The sequence below is a fragment of the Pseudomonas sp. FFPRI_1 genome (assembly GCF_055384485.1).
Genome location: NZ_AP029168.1, coordinates 5,821,126 through 5,842,646 on the forward strand (window position 1 = coordinate 5,821,126; position 21,521 = coordinate 5,842,646).

21 protein-coding genes are annotated in these 21,521 nt (G+C 61.5%); 17 read left to right on the plus strand and 4 right to left on the minus strand.

Annotated elements, in window-relative coordinates; all coding sequences use genetic code 11:
* Positions 1-264: 264 nt before the first annotated feature.
* Positions 265-1,614, plus strand: a complete 1,350-nt coding sequence (locus ACZ5BO_RS25785; RefSeq protein WP_025127079.1) for an NCS2 family permease — start codon at positions 265-267, stop codon at positions 1,612-1,614.
* 323 nt (positions 1,615-1,937) lie between these two features.
* Here the strand turns inward: ACZ5BO_RS25785 and uraH are convergent, their stop codons facing one another.
* Positions 1,938-2,291 (minus strand): hydroxyisourate hydrolase, encoded by a 354-nt coding sequence (uraH, locus tag ACZ5BO_RS25790; RefSeq protein ID WP_011062635.1) that lies wholly within the window; start codon positions 2,289-2,291, stop codon positions 1,938-1,940.
* Between the two features lie 426 nt (positions 2,292-2,717).
* Here uraH and puuE point away from each other — a divergent pair, with 426 nt between their 5' ends.
* From puuE to ACZ5BO_RS25825, 7 genes are all read left to right on the plus strand, one after another.
* Complete coding sequence (puuE, locus tag ACZ5BO_RS25795; RefSeq protein ID WP_025127078.1) at positions 2,718-3,644, plus strand: allantoinase PuuE; 927 nt, start codon at positions 2,718-2,720, stop codon at positions 3,642-3,644.
* Complete coding sequence (gene uraD, locus ACZ5BO_RS25800; protein ID WP_025127077.1) at positions 3,641-4,156, plus strand: 2-oxo-4-hydroxy-4-carboxy-5-ureidoimidazoline decarboxylase; 516 nt, start codon at positions 3,641-3,643, stop codon at positions 4,154-4,156. The genes puuE and uraD overlap by 4 nt, the downstream gene beginning before the upstream one ends.
* Before the next feature lie 87 nt (positions 4,157-4,243).
* Positions 4,244-4,519 carry a hypothetical protein gene (locus ACZ5BO_RS25805; RefSeq protein WP_464696919.1) on the plus strand — a complete coding sequence of 92 codons (276 nt, stop codon included), beginning with the start codon at positions 4,244-4,246 and terminating at the stop codon, positions 4,517-4,519.
* 99 nt (positions 4,520-4,618) lie between these two features.
* Positions 4,619-5,122 carry an ureidoglycolate lyase gene (locus tag ACZ5BO_RS25810; RefSeq protein WP_025127076.1) on the plus strand — a complete coding sequence of 168 codons (504 nt, stop codon included), beginning with the start codon at positions 4,619-4,621 and terminating at the stop codon, positions 5,120-5,122.
* A 50-nt stretch (positions 5,123-5,172) separates the two neighbouring features.
* Entirely contained in the window at positions 5,173-6,489 is a 1,317-nt protein-coding gene (locus ACZ5BO_RS25815; protein WP_464696920.1) for a urate hydroxylase PuuD, read from the plus strand.
* 171 nt (positions 6,490-6,660) lie between these two features.
* The gene (locus tag ACZ5BO_RS25820; RefSeq protein WP_464696921.1) at positions 6,661-8,019 is read left to right on the plus strand and encodes a nucleobase:cation symporter-2 family protein; all 1,359 of its coding nucleotides are present in this window, start codon (positions 6,661-6,663) and stop codon (positions 8,017-8,019) included.
* 628 nt (positions 8,020-8,647) lie between these two features.
* Positions 8,648-9,433 carry an outer membrane protein OmpK gene (locus ACZ5BO_RS25825; RefSeq protein ID WP_464696922.1) on the plus strand — a complete coding sequence of 262 codons (786 nt, stop codon included), beginning with the start codon at positions 8,648-8,650 and terminating at the stop codon, positions 9,431-9,433.
* 79 nt (positions 9,434-9,512) lie between these two features.
* Here the strand turns inward: ACZ5BO_RS25825 and ACZ5BO_RS25830 are convergent, their stop codons facing one another.
* Positions 9,513-10,298, minus strand: coding sequence for a FadR/GntR family transcriptional regulator (locus ACZ5BO_RS25830; protein WP_025127073.1), 786 nt, complete (start codon positions 10,296-10,298; stop codon positions 9,513-9,515).
* A gap of 161 nt (positions 10,299-10,459) precedes the next feature.
* On the opposite strand from ACZ5BO_RS25830, the gene ACZ5BO_RS25835 reads away from it, so the two are divergent.
* The 3 genes from ACZ5BO_RS25835 (at position 10,460) to ACZ5BO_RS25845 (ending at position 13,761) form a co-directional block, all read left to right on the plus strand.
* Positions 10,460-11,770 carry an MFS transporter gene (locus tag ACZ5BO_RS25835; RefSeq protein ID WP_464696923.1) on the plus strand — a complete coding sequence of 437 codons (1,311 nt, stop codon included), beginning with the start codon at positions 10,460-10,462 and terminating at the stop codon, positions 11,768-11,770.
* A gap of 16 nt (positions 11,771-11,786) precedes the next feature.
* Positions 11,787-12,761, plus strand: a complete 975-nt coding sequence (gene denD, locus ACZ5BO_RS25840; RefSeq protein WP_025127071.1) for a D-erythronate dehydrogenase — start codon at positions 11,787-11,789, stop codon at positions 12,759-12,761.
* A 145-nt stretch (positions 12,762-12,906) separates the two neighbouring features.
* A complete protein-coding gene (locus tag ACZ5BO_RS25845) occupies positions 12,907-13,761 on the plus strand; it encodes a pirin family protein (RefSeq protein WP_464696924.1) in 855 nt (284 codons plus the stop codon).
* A gap of 69 nt (positions 13,762-13,830) precedes the next feature.
* Here ACZ5BO_RS25845 and ACZ5BO_RS25850 read toward each other — a convergent pair whose 3' ends face one another.
* Complete coding sequence (locus ACZ5BO_RS25850; RefSeq protein WP_025127069.1) at positions 13,831-15,003, minus strand: patatin-like phospholipase family protein; 1,173 nt, start codon at positions 15,001-15,003, stop codon at positions 13,831-13,833.
* Positions 15,004-15,054: 51 nt separating this feature from the next.
* Positions 15,055-15,987, minus strand: coding sequence for a lipid A biosynthesis lauroyl acyltransferase (locus tag ACZ5BO_RS25855; RefSeq protein ID WP_025127068.1), 933 nt, complete (start codon positions 15,985-15,987; stop codon positions 15,055-15,057).
* Positions 15,988-16,109: 122 nt separating this feature from the next.
* Between ACZ5BO_RS25855 and minC the strand changes: the two genes are divergently transcribed.
* From minC to ACZ5BO_RS25885, 6 genes are all read left to right on the plus strand, one after another.
* The gene (minC, locus tag ACZ5BO_RS25860) at positions 16,110-16,847 is read left to right on the plus strand and encodes a septum site-determining protein MinC (RefSeq protein WP_025127067.1); all 738 of its coding nucleotides are present in this window, start codon (positions 16,110-16,112) and stop codon (positions 16,845-16,847) included.
* Positions 16,848-17,047: 200 nt separating this feature from the next.
* Positions 17,048-17,860: a septum site-determining protein MinD gene (gene minD, locus ACZ5BO_RS25865; RefSeq protein WP_011062650.1), complete on the plus strand. Its 813-nt coding sequence runs from the start codon at positions 17,048-17,050 to the stop codon at positions 17,858-17,860.
* Positions 17,860-18,114 carry a cell division topological specificity factor MinE gene (gene minE, locus ACZ5BO_RS25870; protein WP_007898843.1) on the plus strand — a complete coding sequence of 85 codons (255 nt, stop codon included), beginning with the start codon at positions 17,860-17,862 and terminating at the stop codon, positions 18,112-18,114. The genes minD and minE overlap by 1 nt, the downstream gene beginning before the upstream one ends.
* A gap of 91 nt (positions 18,115-18,205) precedes the next feature.
* The gene (locus tag ACZ5BO_RS25875; RefSeq protein WP_025127066.1) at positions 18,206-18,841 is read left to right on the plus strand and encodes an RluA family pseudouridine synthase; all 636 of its coding nucleotides are present in this window, start codon (positions 18,206-18,208) and stop codon (positions 18,839-18,841) included.
* 49 nt (positions 18,842-18,890) lie between these two features.
* Positions 18,891-20,012: a hypothetical protein gene (locus ACZ5BO_RS25880; protein ID WP_025127065.1), complete on the plus strand. Its 1,122-nt coding sequence runs from the start codon at positions 18,891-18,893 to the stop codon at positions 20,010-20,012.
* Between the two features lie 98 nt (positions 20,013-20,110).
* Positions 20,111-21,400, plus strand: a complete 1,290-nt coding sequence (locus ACZ5BO_RS25885) for a M18 family aminopeptidase (protein ID WP_025127064.1) — start codon at positions 20,111-20,113, stop codon at positions 21,398-21,400.
* The last annotated feature ends 121 nt before the right edge of the window (positions 21,401-21,521 follow it).

Genomic DNA, 21,521 nt, shown 5'->3' on the forward strand with positions numbered 1-21,521 from the left:
CTGATCCACCCCGCCTCCTTTGCTCCCTCCCTATGGCACGTCTGACCTCAGCGCGAACGCCGATATAGCCACGCCAGCAGATTTTTCGCACACAGCACTAAAAACATTATTTGCTTTCTTTGTATACAAAAGCATAATCGCCCGTGTGATTTCTTGACCTATAGGTCAACAAAGCCGCAAGCCTTACCTGCCTCAAAGAGCCGCTGCCCACCCTCGCGTGTCCGGTTCTGGAAAAAACAATAAAACTCTTGAGGAGTACTCGCTGTGGAAAGCCGAAAATCCGAAGCCTCGTCGCTAGACCTCTCGCCCTCGCTGAACAGCGGCTGGCTGGAGCGCATCTTCAAACTCAGGTTACATGGCACCACGGTGAAAACCGAATTGATTGCCGGTCTGACCACATTCATCACCATGGCCTACATCATCTTCGTCAATCCCAACATCATGGCTGATGCCGGTATCGACCATGGCGCAGCCTTTGTCGCCACATGCATCGCCGCCGCCTTGGGTTGCCTGCTGATGGGCCTGTATGCCAACTGGCCGGTGGGGCTGGCGCCGGGCATGGGGCTCAACGCGTTCTTCACCTACACCGTGGTCGGCACCATGGGCTACAGCTGGGAAACCGCTCTCGGCGCGGTGTTCGTCTCCGGCGTGTTGTTCATGTTCCTGACTCTGTCGCGGGTGCGGGAATGGCTGCTCAACAGCATCCCGGTAAGCCTGCGTTTCGCCATGGGGGCCGGGGTCGGGCTGTTTCTCGGCCTGATCGGCCTGAAAACCGCCGGCATCGTCGTCGACAGCCCGGCCACCCTGATCAAGCTCGGTTCCCTGCGTGAACCCGGCCCGCTGCTGGCGGCGATCTGTTTTCTGATGATTGCCGTGCTCAGCTACCACCGGGTGTTCGGCGCAATCCTGATCAGCATCATTGCCGTGACCCTAGCCGGCTGGGGCCTGGACCTGGTGCATTACAACGGCATCCTGTCGACCCCGCCGAGCCTGGCGCCGACCTGGATGGCCATGGACCTTGCCGGAGTGTTCAACGTCAGCATGATCAGCGTGGTGCTGGCCTTCCTCTTCGTGCACATGTTCGACACGGCCGGCACCCTGATGGGCGTGGCCCAGCGCGCCGGCCTGGTCAACGCCGACGGCAAGATCGAGAACCTGTCACGGGCGCTCAAGGCCGACAGTGCCTCCAGCGTGTTCGGCGCGGTGGTGGGCGTGCCACCGGTGACCAGCTACGTGGAAAGCGCCGCGGGCGTCGCCGCAGGTGGTCGCACCGGGCTGACCGCCGTCACCGTGGGTGTGCTGTTCATTGCCGCGATGTTCTTCGCCCCGCTGGCTGGCATGATTCCCGCCTATGCCACCGCCGGCGCACTGATCTACGTGGCCATGCTGATGATGGGCGGCATGGCCCATATCAACTGGGACGAAGCCACCGACAGCATTCCGGCCATCGTCACGGCAATCATGATGCCGCTGACCTTTTCCGTTGCCGACGGCATTGCCCTGGGCTTCATCACCTACGTGGTGCTCAAGGCCGGTACGGGCAAGTACAAGGAAATCTCCATCAGCCTGTATGTGCTGTGCGCGATCTTCATCGCCAAGTTCATCTTCCTGTAAGCCTCTTCGCAGCAAACGCCCCATCCCTCGCGGATGGGGCTTTTTCCTGCAACGCTGCAGATAGCCCCGGCCGCGTCTTCCTTCTTGAGCAGCCTGGCTCCAGCCACTCGCCCTCCCCCCACGCAAGCCGCACCGATAACGCCCCGGCCCGCACTGCCCGGGTGCATACCCCTCAACACTCGAGCCACTGTCGCAGCCCAGGCTCGCGCCGCCAGGGACAGTTGGTGCCAGGTGGCGGGCTTTTCTCCAGGCATAAAAAAGCCCGCAGTGTGAGCGGGCAAAGACCAAAGAAGCTATTTGCGCAGGATTCTTGGGGGAACGTCCTAGCTTCCTCTGTAGGTCGAATAGCTGTAGGGCGAAATCAACAGCGGCACGTGGTAATGATCCTGCTCGGCGCTGATGCCGAAACGCAGCACCACCACATCGAGGAAGGCCGGCTGCGGCAGCTGCACGCCACGGGCACGGTAGTAGTCACCGGCATGGAAATGCAGCTGGTACACACCGGAACGATAGTCATCGCCCTGCAGCAGCGGCGCATCGCAACGGCCATCGCTGTTGGTCAGGGTACTGGCGACCAGTTCCAGCTGTGCTCCCTCGACCCGATACAGCTCGACCTTGATAGCGCTGCCAGGGCAGCCATGTGCGGCATCCAACACGTGTGTAGTCAAACGTCCCATTGATTCCGCGGACCTGTCGCGACTCAAGCGTTCAGGCCTCGCGCCTCCCGGAGTCAGTGATTGATAGGGCAATGCAGCGATTCGATGGATGAAAGGCTGCGTCAAGAGCACGATTAAGACACTTTTCAAAAAAATTGTACACAATAATAATCACAATTATTCTGCCGACTTCAGGGCTCCCCATCCATCGGCGAATTAAGCCCAACCCCATGGCACCAGACGACTTGCCATTCATTAGCTGACCATCCGGGCAAGTTTCTTGCAGGTGCGACATATAGTGACAAAAGGAGAAAAATGCAAAAAAACGGGCTTACAAAGTGAATATAAAGTTGTATACAATCATTCCATCGCAGTGACGCTCACCTGGCGCTCCAGCTTCCAGGTCCCGCCACGCCACCGTTATCACGAATAAGAAGGAAGACTGCAGTGAGCGCTGACTACCCTCGTGACCTGATCGGTTACGGCTCCAACCCTCCTCACCCTCACTGGCCTGGCAATGCCCGCGTCGCACTGTCCTTCGTGCTCAATTACGAAGAAGGCGGCGAGCGCAACATCCTTCACGGCGACAAGGAATCGGAAGCCTTCCTGTCGGAAATGGTCTCGGCGCAGCCACTGCAGGGCGAGCGCAACATGAGCATGGAATCGCTGTACGAATATGGCAGCCGTGCCGGTGTCTGGCGAATCCTCAAGCTGTTCAAGGAATTCGACATTCCGCTGACCATCTTCGCCGTGGCCATGGCAGCCCAACGCCATCCGGACGTGATCCGCGCCATGGTCGAGGCGGGCCACGAAATCTGCAGCCACGGCTACCGCTGGATCGACTACCAGTACATGGACGAGGCCCAGGAGCGCGAGCACATGCTCGAAGCGATCCGCATCCTCACCGAAATCACCGGTGAACGCCCCCTGGGCTGGTACACCGGCCGCACTGGCCCGAACACCCGGCGCCTGGTGATGGAGGAAGGCGGCTTCCTCTATGACTGCGACACCTACGACGACGACCTGCCCTACTGGGAACCCAACAACCCCACCGGCAAGGCGCACCTGGTGATCCCCTACACCCTGGACACCAACGACATGCGCTTCACCCAGGTGCAGGGTTTCAACAAGGGCGACGACTTCTTCCAGTACCTCAAGGATGCCTTCGATGTGCTCTACGCCGAAGGCGCCGAGGCACCGAAAATGCTTTCCATCGGCCTGCACTGCCGCTTGATCGGCCGCCCGGCCCGCCTGGCTGCACTCAAGCGCTTCATCGAGTACGTCAAGGGTCACGAGCAGGTCTGGTTCACCCGTCGGGTCGATATCGCCCGCCACTGGCAACACACCCATCCGTACCAGGGAGCAGCCAAATGACTGCATTCCAGAGCCTCAAGCCCTCGACCCTGAGCCGCGACGCCTTTGTCAAAGCCTTCGCCGACATCTACGAGCATTCGCCCTGGGTGGCTGAAAAGGCCTACGACCTGGGCCTGGATGCCTCCGTCGACCAGATCGAAACCCTGCACCAGCGCATGAGCGATATCCTGCTCAGCGCCGATCACGCCAGCCAGTTGGCCCTGATCAACGCTCACCCGGACCTGGCCGGCAAAGCTGCCGTCCAGGGCGAACTGACCGAGGCCAGTACCAACGAACAGGCCGGTGCCGGCATTCATCAATGCACCGCCGAAGAGTTCCAGCGCTTCACCGAACTGAACGATGCCTACAAGGCCAAGTTCAAGTTTCCCTTCATCATGGCGGTGAAGGGCAGCAATCGACATCAGATCCTGGCCGCCTTCGAAACCCGCATCCACAACTCGGTAGACACCGAGTTCAAGTGCGCGCTGGCGGAAATCAACAAGATCGCCCTGTTTCGCTTGCAGACTCTGTAGCGAGCCTGGCCCGAGAACCCCGGTGAGAGCCGGAGTTCCCAGGGCCTTGTAAGCACACCCAGCCACTGAGCAAGGCAGATAAGAATAATGAGAACTTACGCCGCCGCCCCCCAGCACTTCGTCAACATGGCCGAAGTCCGCCCGGACCACTGCAGCGTCTCGGCCGTCGCTGAAATCGTTACCGACGCTTGCCGCCTGGATGCGCCGCGCTCGATCAGACGTGCGGGTAGCGACCACTGGTTCCTCTGCAAATCCCTTCTGTCATCGGCCAGGCCCCAAGGCACTCTGCAACGCGCGCCGGCGTCCGGTCGTCAGCAGAATGCTGGCAGTCACCCGCTGACTAACGGCCACGCTTCCCCGTGATATCGAACATCCAGGCCCCGGCCCGCCGGGTTCCTGCACACTCCTGCGCGCCGTGACGTGCGGGATCAATGACGAACCTGAGAATTTAAGAAGAACAGCATGCGCACATTAGTGATTGAGCCCCTGACCAAAGAAGCCTTCGCCCCTTTCGGTGACGTGATCGAAACCGACGGCAGCGACCACTTCATGATCAACAACGGTTCGACCATGCGCTTTCACAAACTGGCGACGGTGGAAACCGCCACGCCAGAAGACAAGGCGATCATCAGCATCTTCCGCGCCGACGCTCAGGACATGCCGCTGACCGTCCGCATGCTGGAACGCCATCCGCTGGGCAGCCAGGCTTTCATCCCGCTGCTCGGCCACCCCTTTCTGATCGTGGTCGCGCCCATTGGCGATGCACCTGTATCAGGCTTGGTCCGCGCCTTTGTCAGTAATGGCAGGCAGGGCATCAATTACCATCGCGGCGTCTGGCACCACCCGGTGCTGACGATCGAAAAGCGGGATGACTTCCTGGTGGTTGATCGCAGTGGCACTGGCAATAACTGCGATGAGCATTTCTTCAAAGAGGATGAGTGTTTGATCCTCGCCCCCCACCAATAAGAGAAGGTCTGATCACTCGACGACAGAGTGACAGGCGAGAGGTAAAGACTGTGGAAGCACATCTGTTGGAATGGCTCAATCTGAGCGTGCGTTGGATACACATGATCACTGGCGTGGCCTGGATCGGCGCGTCGTTCTACTTCGTCTGGCTGGAGAACAACCTCAACCGCGTCAATCCCAAGGACGGCCTGTCCGGCGACCTCTGGGCGATTCACGGCGGTGGTATCTACCACCTGGAGAAATACAAGCTGGCCCCCCCTTCCATGCCGGAGAACCTGCACTGGTTCAAGTGGGAAGCCTACTTCACCTGGATGTCGGGGATTGCCCTGCTGTGCCTGGTGTTCTACTTCAACCCGATGCTCTACCTGGTTGCTCCCGGCAGCGGCCTGAGCGGCCCTGAAGCGGTAGCCATCGGCATCGGTGCGCTGATCGCCGGCTGGTTCGTCTACGACTTCCTCTGCGACTCGCCGCTGGGCAAGAAACCCGCCCTGCTGGGTTTCATTCTGTTCGTCCTGCTGATCGCTGCGGCCTATGGCTTCAGCAAGGTGTTCAGTGGTCGTGGGGCCTACCTGCACGTCGGCGCCATCATCGGCACCATCATGGTGGGCAACGTGTTCCGCATCATCATGCCGGCGCAACGTGCGCTGGTGGCGGCCATCGCGGAAAACCGCACCCCGGACCCGACCCTGCCGGCCAAGGGCCTGCTGCGTTCGCGTCACAACAACTACTTCACCCTGCCGGTGCTGTTCATCATGATCAGCAACCACTTCCCGAGCACCTACGGCAGCCAGTACAACTGGTTGATCCTGGCCGGGATCGCGGTGCTGGCGGTGTTGGTCCGTCATTACTTCAACACCCGTCATGACAGCCACAAGTTCGCCTGGACCCTGCCCGTCGCGGCACTGGGCATGATCTGCCTGGCCTACGTCACCGGTCCGACGCCCACCCCGAGCACCCCGGAAGTGGCCAAGGCTCCCGCTCAGATCGAGTACCAGCCCCAGCCGGAAACGGCCCTGGGCGGCAAGCCGGCATCCTCGCAGGCACCGGCGGCACCGGCAGCCCCTGCGGCACCGGCAAGCGCACCGGCACAGGCATCCACCGCCGGCGCGTCCTTCGACAAGGTACACAGCGTGATCCAGGAACGCTGCGCGGTTTGCCACTCGGCCAAACCCACCAGCTCGCTGTTCAGCGCGGCACCGGCCGGGGTGATGTTCGATACGCCCGAGCAGATCCGTCTGCAGGCTGCTCGCATCCAGGCCCAGGCTGTCGCCAGCCAGATCATGCCGCTGGGCAACATCACCCAGATGACCCAGCAGGAACGTGACCTGATCGGTGCCTGGATTGCCCAGGGAGCCCAGGTCAACTGACCACTGGCCGCTGACCGGCTGCCTTGCGAGCAAGCTCGCTTCTACAGGACTGCATTGGCACTGTAGAAGCGGGCTTGCTCGCCATCAGCCCCGAAGATTCGCCCGATGTAGAAGCTGCAGGCAGCCATACGGCTGTTAAATCACAAGAATAAAAAAGATCCGAGGTGTTGCATGTCCGAGTCATCCGAACAGTGCGTCCCCGATGCGCCAGCCATTCAGCGCTTGCCCCTATTGCAACTGATCCTGGTCGGTCTGCAACACGTTCTGCTGATGTATGGCGGTGCAATTGCGGTACCGCTGATCATCGGACAGGCCGCAGGCCTGAGTCGTGAGGAAATCGCCTTCCTGATCAATGCCGACCTGCTGGTAGCCGGTGTCGCCACCATCGTCCAGTCGATGGGCATCGGCCCCATGGGCATTCGCATGCCAGTGATGATGGGCGCCAGTTTCGCGGCGGTCGGCAGCATGGTCGCCATGGCTGGCATGCCCGGCATCGGCATGCCCGGGATCTTCGGCGCCACCATCGCTGCCGGCTTCTTCGGCATGGTGATCGCGCCATTCATGTCCAAGGTGGTGCGTTTCTTCCCGCCCTTGGTCACCGGCACGGTGATCACCTCGATCGGGCTGTCACTGTTTCCCGTAGCCGTGAACTGGGCCGGCGGCGGCAGCAACGTCGCTCAGTTCGGCTCCCCCATCTACCTGAGCATCGCCGCTCTGGTACTGGGCACCATTCTGTTGATCCACCGCTTCATGCGCGGCTTCTGGGTCAATATCTCGGTGTTGATCGGCATGGGCCTGGGCTACCTGCTGTGCGGCCTGATCGGCATGGTCGATCTGAGCGGCATGGCTCAAGCGCCCTGGCTGCAGATCGTCACGCCGCTGCATTTCGGCATGCCGGAGTTTCACCTGGCGCCGATTCTTTCCATGTGCCTGGTGGTGGTGATCATCTTTGTCGAGTCCACCGGGATGTTCCTTGCCCTGGGCAAGATCACCGGCCAGGAGGTTACCCCACGGATGCTGCGGCGTGGCCTGTTGTGTGATGCCGGCGCCTCGTTCGTGGCCGGCTTCTTCAACACCTTCACCCACTCCTCCTTCGCCCAGAACATCGGCCTGGTGCAGATGACCGGCGTGCGCTGCCGTTCGGTGACCATGGTGGCCGGTGGCCTGCTGATCGTCCTCAGCCTGCTGCCCAAGGCCGCGTTCCTGGTTGCCTCGATCCCGGCCGCCGTGCTCGGCGGCGCAGCGATCGCGATGTTCGGCATGGTCGCCGCCACCGGCATCAAGATCCTCCAGGAAGCCGACATTGCCGACCGTCGCAACCAGTTGCTGGTAGCCGTCAGCATCGGCATGGGCCTGATCCCGGTGGTACGCCCCGAGTTCTTCGCTCACCTGCCACTGTGGATGAGCCCGATCACCCATAGCGGCATCGCCATGGCGACCCTCAGTGCCCTGCTGCTGAACCTGCTGTTCAACATTCTCGGCGGTGCCGAGCGCGCCTCCAACAACGCACGCCACGCGCATCAGCATTGAAGCCTGACCCGGGCGCCGCTGCGACGCCCGGGTCAGTGCCGTACCACTGACATCAGGTCGCGTCCCCATGACCGGGGCCGACGGCTACACGCTGCGCCTTGAAAATAAAAATAAACAGGGAGCAACAACCATGCAGCCAACCCAGGCTTGCTTACCCACGGGTGCCCCAGCGGTGCCTGTCAATTCCTTGCGCGACGACGCTCTGCAGTCGCTGCGCACGCCTGACTGCCCTCTGCGGATGCCAGGCTGAGATGTTCGCCCCTCCTGCCCCAAAGTTGCTTCACGTGCTCTATTGCAGAGCACTTGAGCCCCGCCGTGGGAGCCAGTATTCTCCGCGGCCGCGTAAATCTGGTCTAAAAAAAAGCCCGGATGAAAAACCTGACCTGAAAGCCAACTTATCCCGGCTCAGGCAGCTACCAAGGCGCACGAAATTACGGCTGAAAAACTCTCGTTCGACTGTATCAACACAGCCGAACGGGAGTTTTTTGCTTTTTTCCGCCTTGGCTCAGCTCTTGCTAACAGCAACAAAGCTGACCGATCGGATGGTTTTTACAGCAATGAAAAAGGCGCCAAACCAGAGCGCCGAGCCAAAAAACAACGTGGAAACACCAATTTTGGGAGCAACCGAATGAAACCGATGTGCAAAAGCCTGATGCTGGCCACCACCCTGCTCGCCGGGGGGCAGGCCGTGGCAGGTGACCTGCTGCTATGGCAGAACAACAGCCTGACTTACCTGTACGGCAAGAACTTCGAAGTTAACCCGCAGATCCAGCAGACGGTCACCTTCGAACATGCCGACGCCTGGAAGTTCGGCGACAACTTCTTCTTCCTCGACCGGATCTTCTACAACGGCAAGGAAGACGGCAACGTCGGACCCGATACCTACTACGGCGAGTTCACTCCGCGCCTGTCCCTGGGCAAGATCCTCGATCAGAAGCTCGAGTTCGGTCCGATCAAGGATGTGCTCCTGGCCATGACCTATGAGTTCGGCGAAGGCGACAACGAGTCCTACCTGATCGGCCCGGGCTTCGACCTGGCCATTCCCGGGTTCGACTACTTCCAGTTGAACTTCTACCAGCGCCACACCGAAGGCAGCCGCCCGGGCGACAACGTCTGGCAGATCACCCCGGTCTGGTCCTACACCATTCCCGTGGGCCGCTCGGACATTCTCATCGACGGCTACATGGACTGGGTCGTGGACAACGACCAGAACGCCAAGGGCACCTACCACGCCAACCTGCACTTCAACCCGCAAGTCAAATACGACCTGGGCAAGGCACTGAACTGGGGCGCCAAGCAGTTGTATGTCGGTTTCGAATACGACTACTGGAAGAACAAGTACGGCATCCAGGACTCCCGCAACTTCGAGACCAACCAGGACACCGCGAGCCTGCTGGTCAAGTACCACTTCTGATAGCGGCGTGACTCAACCTGCTCTCATCCCTTGATGGGAGCAGGCTGGCTTCTCAAGCGGATGTGGCAACCGCCATCCATCAGCCAAGACGCACGCTCGGATCCCTCCAGAACGCTGGATCAGCACTTTTGAGCCGCTCCACCGCATTGTGGATATGGCTCAGTGCCGCCTGCCGTGCGCCCTCGACATCCCGCGCCGCGATCGCCGTATAGACCGCGAAATGCTCGTCGTGCACCAAACGCGTCAGGTCCCGTCGACGCTCTTCATTGGAGCGGGTGATGCGGATCGCCTCCTTGATGAATTGCGCAATGAACTCATGCAGGGACGGGTACAAAGGGTTGCCCGTGGCCTGGGATATCGACAAGTGAAAAGCCAGGTCCTGCTCCACGCCATCCTGGCCCGCCTGCTCGGCCACCTCGATGGCCTGCAACGCCTGGTGGATTGCCTGCAACTGCTCCGCGGTATGCCGCTGAGCTGCCAGCGCCGCCGCCTCGCCTTCAATACCGCGGCGCAGTTCGGTCACCCTGAGCACCGCCTCGATCGATCCTCGCACGTCCAGGTCGATGGTGAACGCCTTGATATGCGCGCCCTCGCAGACCACGGTGCCGCTGCCCTGGCGCACTTCCACCAGACCGGCGGATTTCAGGCGCGATACCGCCTCGCGGATAACCGTGCGGCTGACCCCAAAACGCTCGGACAGCACAGGTTCGGTAGGCAGCCGTGAACCCGGCAGGGCTTCGCCGCTGGCGATGTGGGCCTTGAGTGCCGCCGTCACCTGATCCGCCAGCGTGCCCTTGGCCGAATCCTTGAGCGACGTCAGCGAATCAACGGCGCGGGAAGTGTTATCTGGCTTGGACATGGGTATCCCTGTATTCAAATCGGCTAACGGTACTGTATTTCAGGCACGCCGTCCCGTTCACCGTCCGGCCATTGAATTCGTATGATGTATTATGATATCTAAGACACCTCAGCGAGTCCGATAAAAACAAAACCACCCAAATACAAGAAACAAGGATGGGTAAAGGCATGTCTGAATCACTGTCGCAAACTGCTGCCCCTAGTACCGCTGCCTCGTTCGAGGATCAGGCCTACCGCAAAGTCGCCTGGCGAATCCTGCCGCTGTTGCTGCTGTGCTACCTGGTGGCCTACCTGGACCGGGTAAACGTCGGCTTCGCCAAATTGCAGATGTCCGAGGACCTGCAGTTTTCCGAGGCGGTCTATGGCCTGGGCGCCGGGATCTTCTTCATTGCCTACTTCCTGGTGGAGATCCCCAGCAACCTGATGCTGCATCGGGTCGGCGCACGCCTGTGGATCGCCCGCATCATGATCAGCTGGGGCATCATTTCCTCGTGCATGGCCTTCGTCAGCACCCCCACGTCGTTCTATGTCATGCGGTTCTTGCTGGGCATCGCCGAAGCCGGGTTCTACCCGGGGGTGATTCTCTACCTGTCCTACTGGTTCCCCTCCCACCGCCGCGGCAAGATGTACGCCCTGTTCGCCACGGCTGTACCGCTCTCGGGGTTGATCGGCGCGCCCCTGTCCGGCTGGATCATGAGCGCCCTCAACGGCCACCATGGGTTCGCCGGCTGGCAGTGGATGTTCTTCCTCGAAGGCTTGCCATCGGTTCTGGTCGGCGGCCTGGTGATCTATTGCCTCAGCGACCGCATCGCCGATGCCCGCTGGCTGACCCGCGATGAGAAGAGCCTGCTGCAGACCCGGATCGATGCCGAGGCCGACAGCCACCAGGTGCATGGCATCCGCCAGGTGTTTGGACAGCCACGGATCTGGCTGCTGACCGCGATCTACTTCTGCATGATCGCCGGCTTCTACACCGTCGGTTTCTGGCTGCCGTCACTGATTCGTCAGGCGGGGGTCAGCGACGTCTTCGAAGTCGGCATGCTCACCGCCATTCCCTATGCTGCCGCGGCCTTGACCATGGTGCTGATATCCCGCAGCGCCGACCGCCTGCGCGAACGTCGCTGGCACCTGGCACTGACCGCGGTGCTTGGCGGCATCGGCCTGATGGTATCGGCCACCTGGAGCGACAATTTCACCGTGTCGATGATCGGTCTGACCCTCGGCGCCATGGGCGCCTTCAGCACCCTGCCCCTGTTCTGGAGCCTGCCAACGGCCTTCCTCGGCGGCACGGCAGCGGCGGCCGGCATCGCCCTGATCAATTCCTGGGGCAACCTCGCCGGTTTCGTTTCGCCGTACCTGATGGGTTTTCTCAAAGACCTGACCCAGAGCACCACCATCGGCATGTACGTCATGGCCAGCGCGCTGTTCATCGGCGCCCTGCTGGTCTTCAAGATTCCCGGAAAACTCGTCAATCGCTGAATAGCTGGAGTCACTCATGAATATTCTTGTCACCGGCGCGGCCGGCTTTCTCGGACGGCGCTTGATCGAAGCCCTGCTGCAACTCGGCTCCCTGACCGATCGTCATGGCCAATTGCGCCCCATCAGCCGGATCATTGCATTCGATCGGGAACCATTGCAGGGCATGGATGACCCCAGGGTTCAGGTCAAGGGCGGGGACATCACCGACGATCAGGTGCTGGCCAGCCTGATCGATGCCGACACCGACAGCATCTTTCACCTGGCCGCAGTGGTCTCCAGCCAGGCAGAAGGCGATTTTGAACTGGGCATGCGCGTCAACTTCAGTGCGACCCAACGCCTGCTGGAACAGGTTCGCCTGCTGGGCACTTGCCCAAAATGGGTGATGACCAGCTCCGTTGCCGTGTTCGGCGGGGCACTGCCGGACACCGTCGACGATGATCAGGTCTGGGCGCCACAGAGCTCCTACGGCACCCAGAAAGCCATGAACGACCTGCTGCTCGCCGACTACAGCCGTCGTGGCTTCGTCGACGGGCGCAGCCTGCGCATGCCGACCATCGTGGTGCGCCCGGGCAAGCCGAACCTGGCGGCCTCCAGCTTTGCCAGCGGCATCATCCGCGAGCCGCTCAATGGCCAGGCCAGCGTCTGCCCGGTTGCCCTGGACACCCGGCTGTGGCTGATGTCCCCCGCCCAGGCCATTGCCAACCTGATCCATGGCCATGAGCTGGCCGGGGAACGCCTGGGCAAGGGCCGAGTGATCAACTTGCCCGGCCTGTCGCTGACGGTCGAGCAGATGATCGACGCCCTGCGAGAAGTGGCTGGCGACGAGGTGGCACAACGTATCCAGATGCGCCCGGACCCAGCCATCGAGCGCATCGTCGGTTCCTGGCCAGGGTCCTTCAGTGCGCCATACGCCCAGGCCTTGGGTTTTACCGCCGACAAGGAATTTGTCAGCGTGATCCGGCAGTTCATCCAGGACTATCCGCCACGCTGAGCCAGCCCTCGAGACCGTCGGGCCCACCCCACGGGCCCGTACGAATCATCTTGAAATTCGATAGGAACCCTGAATATTTTGCACCCATCGATCAAGCTCGCCGGCATAGCATGGCGCTCATTCCCACTTGATCAGGCGTTACTCCATGACTCAACTACGCAAAGTGCTCAGTGTCCATAGCGGCCAACCTGCCTCCGACGGTGCCGGGGTGAAATTGACCCGGGTCTTCGGCGGCCAGGGCGTCGAACGTTTCGACCCTTTTCTGATGCTCGACGAGTTCGGCTCGCAGAACCCCGACGACTACATCGCCGGCTTCCCGCCCCACCCACACCGTGGCTTCGAGACCGTGACCTACATGCTCGAAGGACGCATGCGCCATGAAGACCACCTGGGCAACGTCGGCCTGCTGCAGGGCGGCGGCGTGCAGTGGATGACGGCCGCCAAAGGCATCATCCACAGCGAGATGCCGGAGCAGGAGGAAGGCGTCATGCGGGGCTTCCAGCTGTGGTTGAACCTGCCGGCCAAGCACAAGCTCGACCCTGCCAGCTACCGGGACATCCAGCCCCAGGACATCCCGCGTCTGACTACGGCCGCGGGCATCGAGGTGGTGGTGATCGCCGGGCATTTCGATGATGGCCAGCACCAGCAGAGCGGCGCCGTACAGCGCCCCGACACTGAACCGCAGTATTTCGACCTGCACCTGCCCGCCGGTACTGCAATCAGCCCACGCCTGCCAACAGGGCACCGGGCCCTGCTGTACGTCTACGAAGGCGCCGTCGAGCTGCCCGGTCATCCACAGAGCGTGGCCAGCAGCCGGCTGGTGCGCTTGTCCGATGAAGGCGAGATCCGGTTGAGCAGCCAGGACGGTGCCCGGGTCCTGTTGATCGCGGGCAAGCCATTGGCCGAGCCGGTGGTGCAGTACGGGCCCTTCGTGATGAACACCCGGGAAGAGATCGAACAGGCACTGCGGGACTTTCGGGATGACAAGCTGACCGCGTGAGCAGTGGTCGCCAGCCTTCCTGGGGCGATTCACACCTGCAGATCGGTGCGGATCGGCCCGGGAAACCTGTCAGGCCGGCTCCAGACGCTCGCGCAACCCCAGGAACAGGGCCAGTTCCTCGCTCTTGGCCAGCGCATCACTGCGCCCCAGTTCGATCAGCTCACTGCAGTACGCAGCTTCGAAGAGCAAATAACTCAAGACTCCGGCACCGCTGGTACGGGTTGCACCCGGCCCTCGCAGGAACAGCCGCAAGGCCGCCGGCAGTTCCTGGCGATGGCGGGCCGCGATCTCGTCAATCGGCTGGCTCGGAGCAATCACCAGCACCTCCACCGGGGCGATCCCCAGACGTCGATCCGCCGCGCTGTCGGGCAACAGCCGGCTGAAATGATTGAGGCGCTCCAGCAACTCGATATCGCTTTCCAGGCTGTCGATGAAAGTACTGTTGAGCATGTGCCCACCGATCTGCGCCAGGGTCGGTTCCTGCCCGGTATAAGCCCGCAGCATCGCATTGTCCGGATCGGTGCCCCGTGGGTTGCCACTGACCCCTACCACCAGCACCCGGCTGGCCCCCAGGTGCAAGGCCGGGCTGATGGGCGCGGACTGGCGCACCGCGCCGTCGCCAAAGTACTCCTGATCGAGCTTCACCGGCGCGAACAGCAGCGGGATCGCCGCGCTGGCCAGCAAGTGGTCGACCGTCAGGTGCGTGGGAATGCCGATCCGTCGATGACGCAACCAGGGCTCGATCACCCCGCCCCCCTGATAGAAGGTCACCGCCTGGCCCGACTCATAGCCAAAGGCCGTTACCGCCACGGCGTGCAACTGCCCCTGGGAGATGGCCTCGTTGATGCCCGAGAGGTGCATGTGCTGGTTGAGCAACTCACGCAACGGCGAATTGTTGATCAGTGCCACCGGCACCTGGCCTCCCAGGCCCAGCAAGCTGTGACCGACAAAGCGGCTGGCCTGACGAATCACCCCGGGCCAGTCGCTGCGCATCACCTGGTCACTGCGAAAGCTGCGCCAGAATGCGGTGAGGCGCTGGATCGCCGCCGAAAAATCGGTGGCACCGCTGGCCAGGCTGACGGCATTGATAGCCCCGGCCGAGGTGCCGACGATCACCGGAAACGGGTTGCGTGCTCCTGGCCCCAACAGCTCGGCAATGGCCGCCAGCACGCCCACCTGATAGGCCGCCCGGGCCCCACCACCGGAAAGTATCAAACCCGTGACGGGTTGCTTCGCACTCATCACATCACTCCATCCGTGGCGCACTAGGGGCCGGTCGTCGATGCCTGGGGGTCAGCCGCGCTTCTTGTAGAGCTTGGGCTCGCCCGGAGGCCGGCTCTTGAAGCGCCGATGGGTCCAGAGGTACTGCTCGGGACACTCACGCAGCGCACTTTCCACCCATTGGTTGATCCGCAGGCAGTCCTGCTCTTCAGTGGCCCCTGGAAAATCCTTCAAGGGAGCATGGATCACCAGCCGGTACCCGCTGCCATCGGCCAGCCGCTCCTGGGTAAAGGGCACCACCAGCGCCTTGCCCAGACGAGCAAACTTGCTGGTGGCGGTGACCGTCGCGGCCTGGATGCCGAACAGCGGAACGAACAGGCTCTGCTTGGCGCCGTAGTCCTGGTCCGGTGCGTACCAGATCGCCCGTCCGGAGCGCAACAGCTTGAGCATGCCCCGCACGTCCTCGCGCTCCACGGCCAGGGAATCCAGGTTGTGCCGCTCGCGCCCCTGGCGCTGAATGAAGTCGAACAACGGATTCTTGTGCTCGCGGTACATGCCATCGATGGTGTGCTGCTGCCCCAGCAACGCCGCGCCGATCTCCAGGGTCGTGAAATGCAGGGCCATGAGAATCACCCCATGCCCTTCGCGCTGGGCCTGCTTGAGGTATTCCAGCCCCTCGATGTGGGCCAGGCGCGCCAGGCGCGGTTTGGACCACCACCAGCTCATCGCCATCTCGAAGAAGGCAATCCCGGTGGAAGCGAAGTTCTCCTTGAGCAGGCGCTTGCGCTGCGCAGGGGTTTTTTCCGGGAAACACAATTCCAGATTGCGCTTGGCAATCCGCCGACGCTCGCCGGCGACCCGGTACATCACGGCCCCCAGGGCACGGCCGATTTTCAGGAGTACGGGATAAGGCAGCTGGACGATCAGCCATAACACCCCAAGCCCCAGCCACAGCGGCCAGAAACGTGGAGACAAGAATGCAGCTCGAAAACGCGGGCGATCCATTACAGATTCCGGGACAGACAACAAGGTCGCGCATTCTACATCGGTTCGACCTGGCTTGCGGCCCGCGGGCGATCTCGTTATAAGTCTCGGCACTTTTAGTGACAAGCCGCCTTCTGCAGACCATGAGCCAAACCGAATCGCTAGACCAAGATCCTGTGTTCCAGTTAAAGGGCAGCATGCTCGCCATCACGGTGCTGGAACTGGCCCGCAACGACCTCGAAGGCCTCGATCGCCAACTGGCCGCGAAGGTCGCCCAGGCGCCGAACTTCTTCAGCAACGCCCCCTTGGTGCTGGCGCTGGACAAGCTGCCGGCGAGCGAAGGCTCGGTGGATCTGCCCGGACTGATGCGTGTCTGCCGCCAGCACGGCCTGCGCACCCTGGCCATTCGCGCCAGCCGCATTGAAGACATTGCCGCGGCAATTGCCGTCGACCTGCCGGTGCTGCCACCGTCCGGTGCCCGGGAACGGCCGCTCGACCCGCCGGAAAGCGAGGTCAAGAAAGCCCCGGAGAAACCACCGGAGCCCACGGTCAAGCCGACCCGAATCATCACTTCGCCAGTACGCGGCGGACAGCAGATCTATGCCCAGGGTGGCGATCTGGTAGTGGTGTCCTCGGTCAGCCCGGGTGCGGAACTTCTCGCCGATGGCAATATCCATGTATACGGCCCCATGCGTGGCCGGGCCCTGGCGGGCGTCAAGGGCGACACCAAGGCCCGAATTTTCTGCCAGCAATTGAGTGCCGAGCTGATCTCCATCGCCGGCCAGTACAAGGTCTCCGAAGACCTGCGACGCGACCCGTTGTGGGGCTCGGGAGTCCAGGTCAGCCTGTCGGGTGACGTGTTGAACATCACACGTCTTTAACGGATACTGCCGCATTTTCCAAGCATCTCTAAAACGTAGCGAAAACGGCTCAAACGAAGTAGGAAATTGGCAATCAGCAGCGTTTATCGAACATAAACCCTGCCGCTGACCGAGCTCCAGCCAAGGCTGTCCGACTGCAGTAGTTTTCAAGAGATGTTTTTCAGGGGCTAAAAGTCCTTTTTCCTTAGGGGTGAAACACCTTGGCCAAGATTCTCGTGGTTACATCCGGCAAGGGTGGTGTGGGTAAAACCACCACCAGCGCCGCTATCGGTACCGGCCTCGCTCTGCGTGGTCACAAAACAGTTATCGTCGACTTCGACGTCGGCCTGCGTAACCTCGACCTGATCATGGGCTGCGAGCGTCGCGTGGTGTATGACTTCGTCAATGTGGTGAACGGCGAAGCCAACCTGCAGCAAGCCCTGATCAAAGACAAGCGCCTGGAAAACCTCTACGTCCTGGCCGCCAGCCAGACCCGCGACAAAGACGCGCTGACGCTTGAAGGCGTGGAAAAGGTCCTGATGGAACTCAAGGAAACCTTCGAGTTCGTGGTCTGCGATTCCCCTGCCGGTATCGAGAAAGGCGCTCACCTGGCCATGTACTTCGCCGATGAGGCGATCGTCGTGACCAACCCTGAAGTATCGTCGGTGCGTGACTCCGACCGCATGCTCGGCCTGCTGGCCAGCAAGTCCCGTCGCGCCGAAAAAGGCGAAGATGCGATCAAGGAGCACCTGCTGCTCACCCGCTACAACCCGGAACGCGTCAGCAACGGCGAAATGCTCGGCGTCGAGGACGTCAAGGAAATTCTCGCAGTGACTTTGCTGGGCGTCATCCCGGAATCCCAGGCAGTGCTCAAGGCCTCCAACCAGGGCGTGCCGGTAATTCTCGACGACCAGAGTGATGCTGGCCAGGCCTACAGCGATGCGGTCGACCGCTTGCTGGGCAAAACCGTGGAACATCGGTTCCTTGATGTCGAGAAGAAGGGATTCTTCGAGCGCCTGTTTGGAGGTAGATAATGAATCTTTTTGACTTCTTTCGTGCCAGCAAAAAGGTCAGCACCGCGTCGGTAGCGAAAGAGCGTCTACAGATCATCGTGGCGCATGAACGCGGCCAGCGCAGCACCCCCGATTACTTGCCCGCCTTGCAGAAGGAACTGGTGGAAGTGATCCGCAAGTACGTCAATATCGGGTCCGACGACGTGCACGTCGCTCTGGAAAACCAGGGCAGCTGCTCGATCCTGGAACTCAATATCACCCTGCCTGATCGCTGATTGATCCGGTGGGAGCCACGGCGGCTCGCGGACCTCATGCATGCATCGAGGTCGGCGAGCCGCCGTTGGCGTTTGTTACGAGGCTGTTTTAATGCCGTTGTCGAATATCCACATCCTGCATCAGGACGCCGCCGTCCTGGTGGTGAACAAACCCACCCTGCTGCTCTCCGTCCCCGGTCGTGCCGATGACAACAAGGATTGCCTGATCACCCGCCTGCAGGAAAACGGCTATCCGGAAGCCCGCATTGTCCACCGCCTGGACTGGGAAACGTCCGGGATCATTCTCCTTGCCCGTGATGCCGATAGCCATCGCGAGCTGTCTCGACAGTTTCATGACCGGGAAACCGAAAAGGCCTACACCGCACTGTGCTGGGGCCAGCCGGAACTGGACAGCGGCAGCATCGATCTGCCCCTGCGCTACGACCCGCCCACCAAACCCCGACACGTGGTGGACCACGAATTCGGCAAACATGCCCTGACCTTCTGGCGTGTGCTGGAGCGCTGCGGCGACTGGTGCCGGGTCGAACTGACGCCGATCACCGGCCGCTCCCATCAGTTGCGGGTGCACATGCTGTCCATCGGCCACCCGCTGCTGGGAGATGGTCTCTACGCCCATCCACAAGCCCTGGCAGCCTGGCCACGCCTGTGCCTGCACGCCAGCATGCTCAGTTTCACCCACCCGCAGACCGGCGAACGCCTGCGCTTCGAGTGCACCGCCCCTTTTTGACCCTCATCAGCTCCACCAGCGCTTCCCTCAGTAAGGACACTCAACCCCAATGACGTGCATAGCAGTACCTGCCCCTCATGCCCTGGAGAAAACACCGCAGCAGTTGCTCTACCTGGTGTATGGCAACAACGATGTCTATCGACGCGAAGTGAAATTCAGCATTCTCACCGCTCTCAGCCAACTGAAGAGCGATGAGCCGCTGTGCATCAGGATCATGACCGACCGACCTGAAGACTACGCAGGCTGGCCAGTAGACACCGTGCCACTGTGTGAAATGACCTTGCAGCAATGGCAGGGCGAGAATGGCTACCACCATCGCCGCAAGGCTTGTGCCATGGCCTATGGGCTGACTCTGGCACAGAAGACTCTCTTCGCGGACACCGACACGCTGTTTCTGGCCTGCCCAAACCTGTTGTTGAAGAAGATCCGCCCTCAGCACTACCTGATGGACAGCTTCGAATACCACTGGCGGGACGTCAGCACGCGCCAGACCTACCTCAGGCTCGGCGACTGCCTGCGCCCCCATGGCGTGAAGCCTGATAGCGACTTCAAGCTCTACAACAGCGGCCTGTGCGGCCTGACCGACAGTGACCCACCCCTGTTGGAAGCCTCCATAGGTTTCATCGACAAATGGACCGAGAGCTCGTTCGATATCCACACCATCGAGCAGATCGCCCTGTCCTTCGCCATGCGTGACAAGACGGTGCAGGAGACAAAGAAGCACGTTTATCACTACTTCGGCGAAAAACGCTTCTTCCATGCGATGCAGGCGCACTTCTTCAACCAACACGGAGAAGATTATCGGGGCGAACTTCTCGCCCTGTGCCAGGAGATGCCAAGACGCAGACCACTTCCCCAGCGCTGGCAGCGACTTCAAATCAAATGGCGCCTGCGCAAGCTCAAGGGAGGGTTCAAAAAAATTGGCCGCGACCTCCTCTACGGCAGTGAACTCTCCGACAGTCCCTACCACTCGGCTTGCCGACACGAATGGTGGGAGAATGCCTCCCGTGAAATTGGCCGCTGGGACCGGCAACAGCAGCAGGATCTGCTCAAGCTTCTGAGCCAGGATCATGGCGCCTGGCCCGAGGCCCTGCCCAAGCCCAGCAAGCCAGAGGACCAACAGGCCATCCTGGCCTACCTGCGCAGCAACCTGGCGCCACTAATCGATTGAACCGGCTCCTGAGGCATCGGGCAAAGAGCAGCGCATGCTCTTGCCCATTGCCTTGAGCCAATACGTTAAACTCGCGCCATTGCTGTCTGGAGCTACTTATGCGCGAAGAGTTGAACCAAGGCCTGATCGATTTCCTCAAGGCCTCCCCTACCCCTTTCCATGCCACCGCCAGCCTTGTTCAACGCCTGGAAGCGGCCGGCTATCAACGCCTTGACGAACGCGAGACCTGGACCACCGAAGCCAACGGTCGCTACTACGTCACCCGCAACGACTCCTCGATCGTGGCGTTCAAGCTCGGCCGCCATTCGCCGCTGCAGGGCGGTATCCGCCTGGTGGGTGCCCATACCGACAGCCCCTGCCTGCGGGTCAAGCCGCAGCCGGAACTGCAGCGCCAGGGTTTCTGGCAATTGGGTGTGGAAGTCTATGGCGGCGCCCTGCTGGCCCCGTGGTTCGACCGCGACCTGTCCCTGGCCGGCCGCGTGACCTTCCGCCGCGACGGCAAGGTGGAAAGCCAGCTGATCGACTTCAAGGCACCGATCGCGATCATTCCCAACCTGGCCATCCACCTCAACCGTGAGGCCAACCAGGGCTGGGCGATCAACGCGCAGAACGAACTGCCGCCGATCCTGGCCCAGTTTGCCGGTGACGAGCGGGTGGATTTTCGCGCCGTGCTGACAGACCAACTGGCCCGCGAACACGGCCTGAATGCCGACGTGGTGCTGGACTACGAACTGAGTTTCTACGACACCCAGAGCGCCGCGGTGATCGGCCTGCACGGCGACTTCATCGCCGGTGCGCGCCTGGACAACCTGCTGTCCTGCTACGCCGGGTTGCAAGCCCTGCTGACGGCCGACAGCGAAGAAACCTGCGTGCTGGTGTGCAACGACCACGAAGAAGTCGGTTCCTGCTCGGCCTGCGGCGCCGATGGCCCGATGCTCGAACAGACCCTGCGCCGCCTGCTGCCCGAAGGCGACGAATTCGTGCGTACCATCCAGAAATCCCTGTTGATTTCCGCGGACAACGCCCACGGCGTGCACCCCAACTACGCCGACAAACACGACGCCAACCACGGGCCCAAGCTCAATGCCGGCCCGGTGATCAAGGTCAACAGCAACCAGCGCTACGCCACCAACAGCGAAACTGCCGGTTTCTTCCGCCACCTGTGCATGGCCGAGGAGGTCCCGGTGCAGAGTTTCGTGGTGCGCAGCGACATGGGCTGCGGCTCGACCATCGGCCCGATCACCGCCAGCCACCTGGGGGTGCGCACCGTGGACATCGGCCTGCCGACCTTCGCCATGCATTCGATCCGTGAGCTCTGCGGCAGCCATGACCTGGCCCACCTGGTGAAAGTGCTGAGCGCTTTCTACGCCAGCCACGAGCTGCCCTGATCCACCTGCCGCCACTGCGCGGGGGATTATCAGCCACGCTGACATTGCCAGGGTGGCGATTCCTGAACGCGGCAGCGGCGGCAAGGACTCCGGCGGCCAACCACCGCCGGTTTCTGATGCA

Bases quoted from the DNA above. Each gene is read 5' to 3' on its own strand.
- uraH (WP_011062635.1), bottom strand. From the start codon at position 2,291: ATGGGACGTTTGACTACACACGTGTTGGATGCCGCACATGGCTGCCCT.
- uraD (WP_025127077.1), top strand. From the start codon at position 3,641: ATGACTGCATTCCAGAGCCTCAAGCCCTCGACCCTGAGCCGCGACGCC.
- ACZ5BO_RS25805 (WP_464696919.1), top strand. From the start codon at position 4,244: ATGAGAACTTACGCCGCCGCCCCCCAGCACTTCGTCAACATGGCCGAA.
- ACZ5BO_RS25810 (WP_025127076.1), top strand. From the start codon at position 4,619: ATGCGCACATTAGTGATTGAGCCCCTGACCAAAGAAGCCTTCGCCCCT.
- ACZ5BO_RS25820 (WP_464696921.1), top strand. From the start codon at position 6,661: ATGTCCGAGTCATCCGAACAGTGCGTCCCCGATGCGCCAGCCATTCAG.
- ACZ5BO_RS25825 (WP_464696922.1), top strand. From the start codon at position 8,648: ATGAAACCGATGTGCAAAAGCCTGATGCTGGCCACCACCCTGCTCGCC.
- ACZ5BO_RS25835 (WP_464696923.1), top strand. From the start codon at position 10,460: ATGTCTGAATCACTGTCGCAAACTGCTGCCCCTAGTACCGCTGCCTCG.
- denD (WP_025127071.1), top strand. From the start codon at position 11,787: ATGAATATTCTTGTCACCGGCGCGGCCGGCTTTCTCGGACGGCGCTTG.
- ACZ5BO_RS25845 (WP_464696924.1), top strand. From the start codon at position 12,907: ATGACTCAACTACGCAAAGTGCTCAGTGTCCATAGCGGCCAACCTGCC.
- ACZ5BO_RS25850 (WP_025127069.1), bottom strand. From the start codon at position 15,003: ATGAGTGCGAAGCAACCCGTCACGGGTTTGATACTTTCCGGTGGTGGG.
- ACZ5BO_RS25855 (WP_025127068.1), bottom strand. From the start codon at position 15,987: ATGGATCGCCCGCGTTTTCGAGCTGCATTCTTGTCTCCACGTTTCTGG.
- minC (WP_025127067.1), top strand. From the start codon at position 16,110: ATGAGCCAAACCGAATCGCTAGACCAAGATCCTGTGTTCCAGTTAAAG.
- minE (WP_007898843.1), top strand. From the start codon at position 17,860: ATGAATCTTTTTGACTTCTTTCGTGCCAGCAAAAAGGTCAGCACCGCG.
- ACZ5BO_RS25875 (WP_025127066.1), top strand. From the start codon at position 18,206: ATGCCGTTGTCGAATATCCACATCCTGCATCAGGACGCCGCCGTCCTG.
- ACZ5BO_RS25880 (WP_025127065.1), top strand. From the start codon at position 18,891: ATGACGTGCATAGCAGTACCTGCCCCTCATGCCCTGGAGAAAACACCG.
- ACZ5BO_RS25885 (WP_025127064.1), top strand. From the start codon at position 20,111: ATGCGCGAAGAGTTGAACCAAGGCCTGATCGATTTCCTCAAGGCCTCC.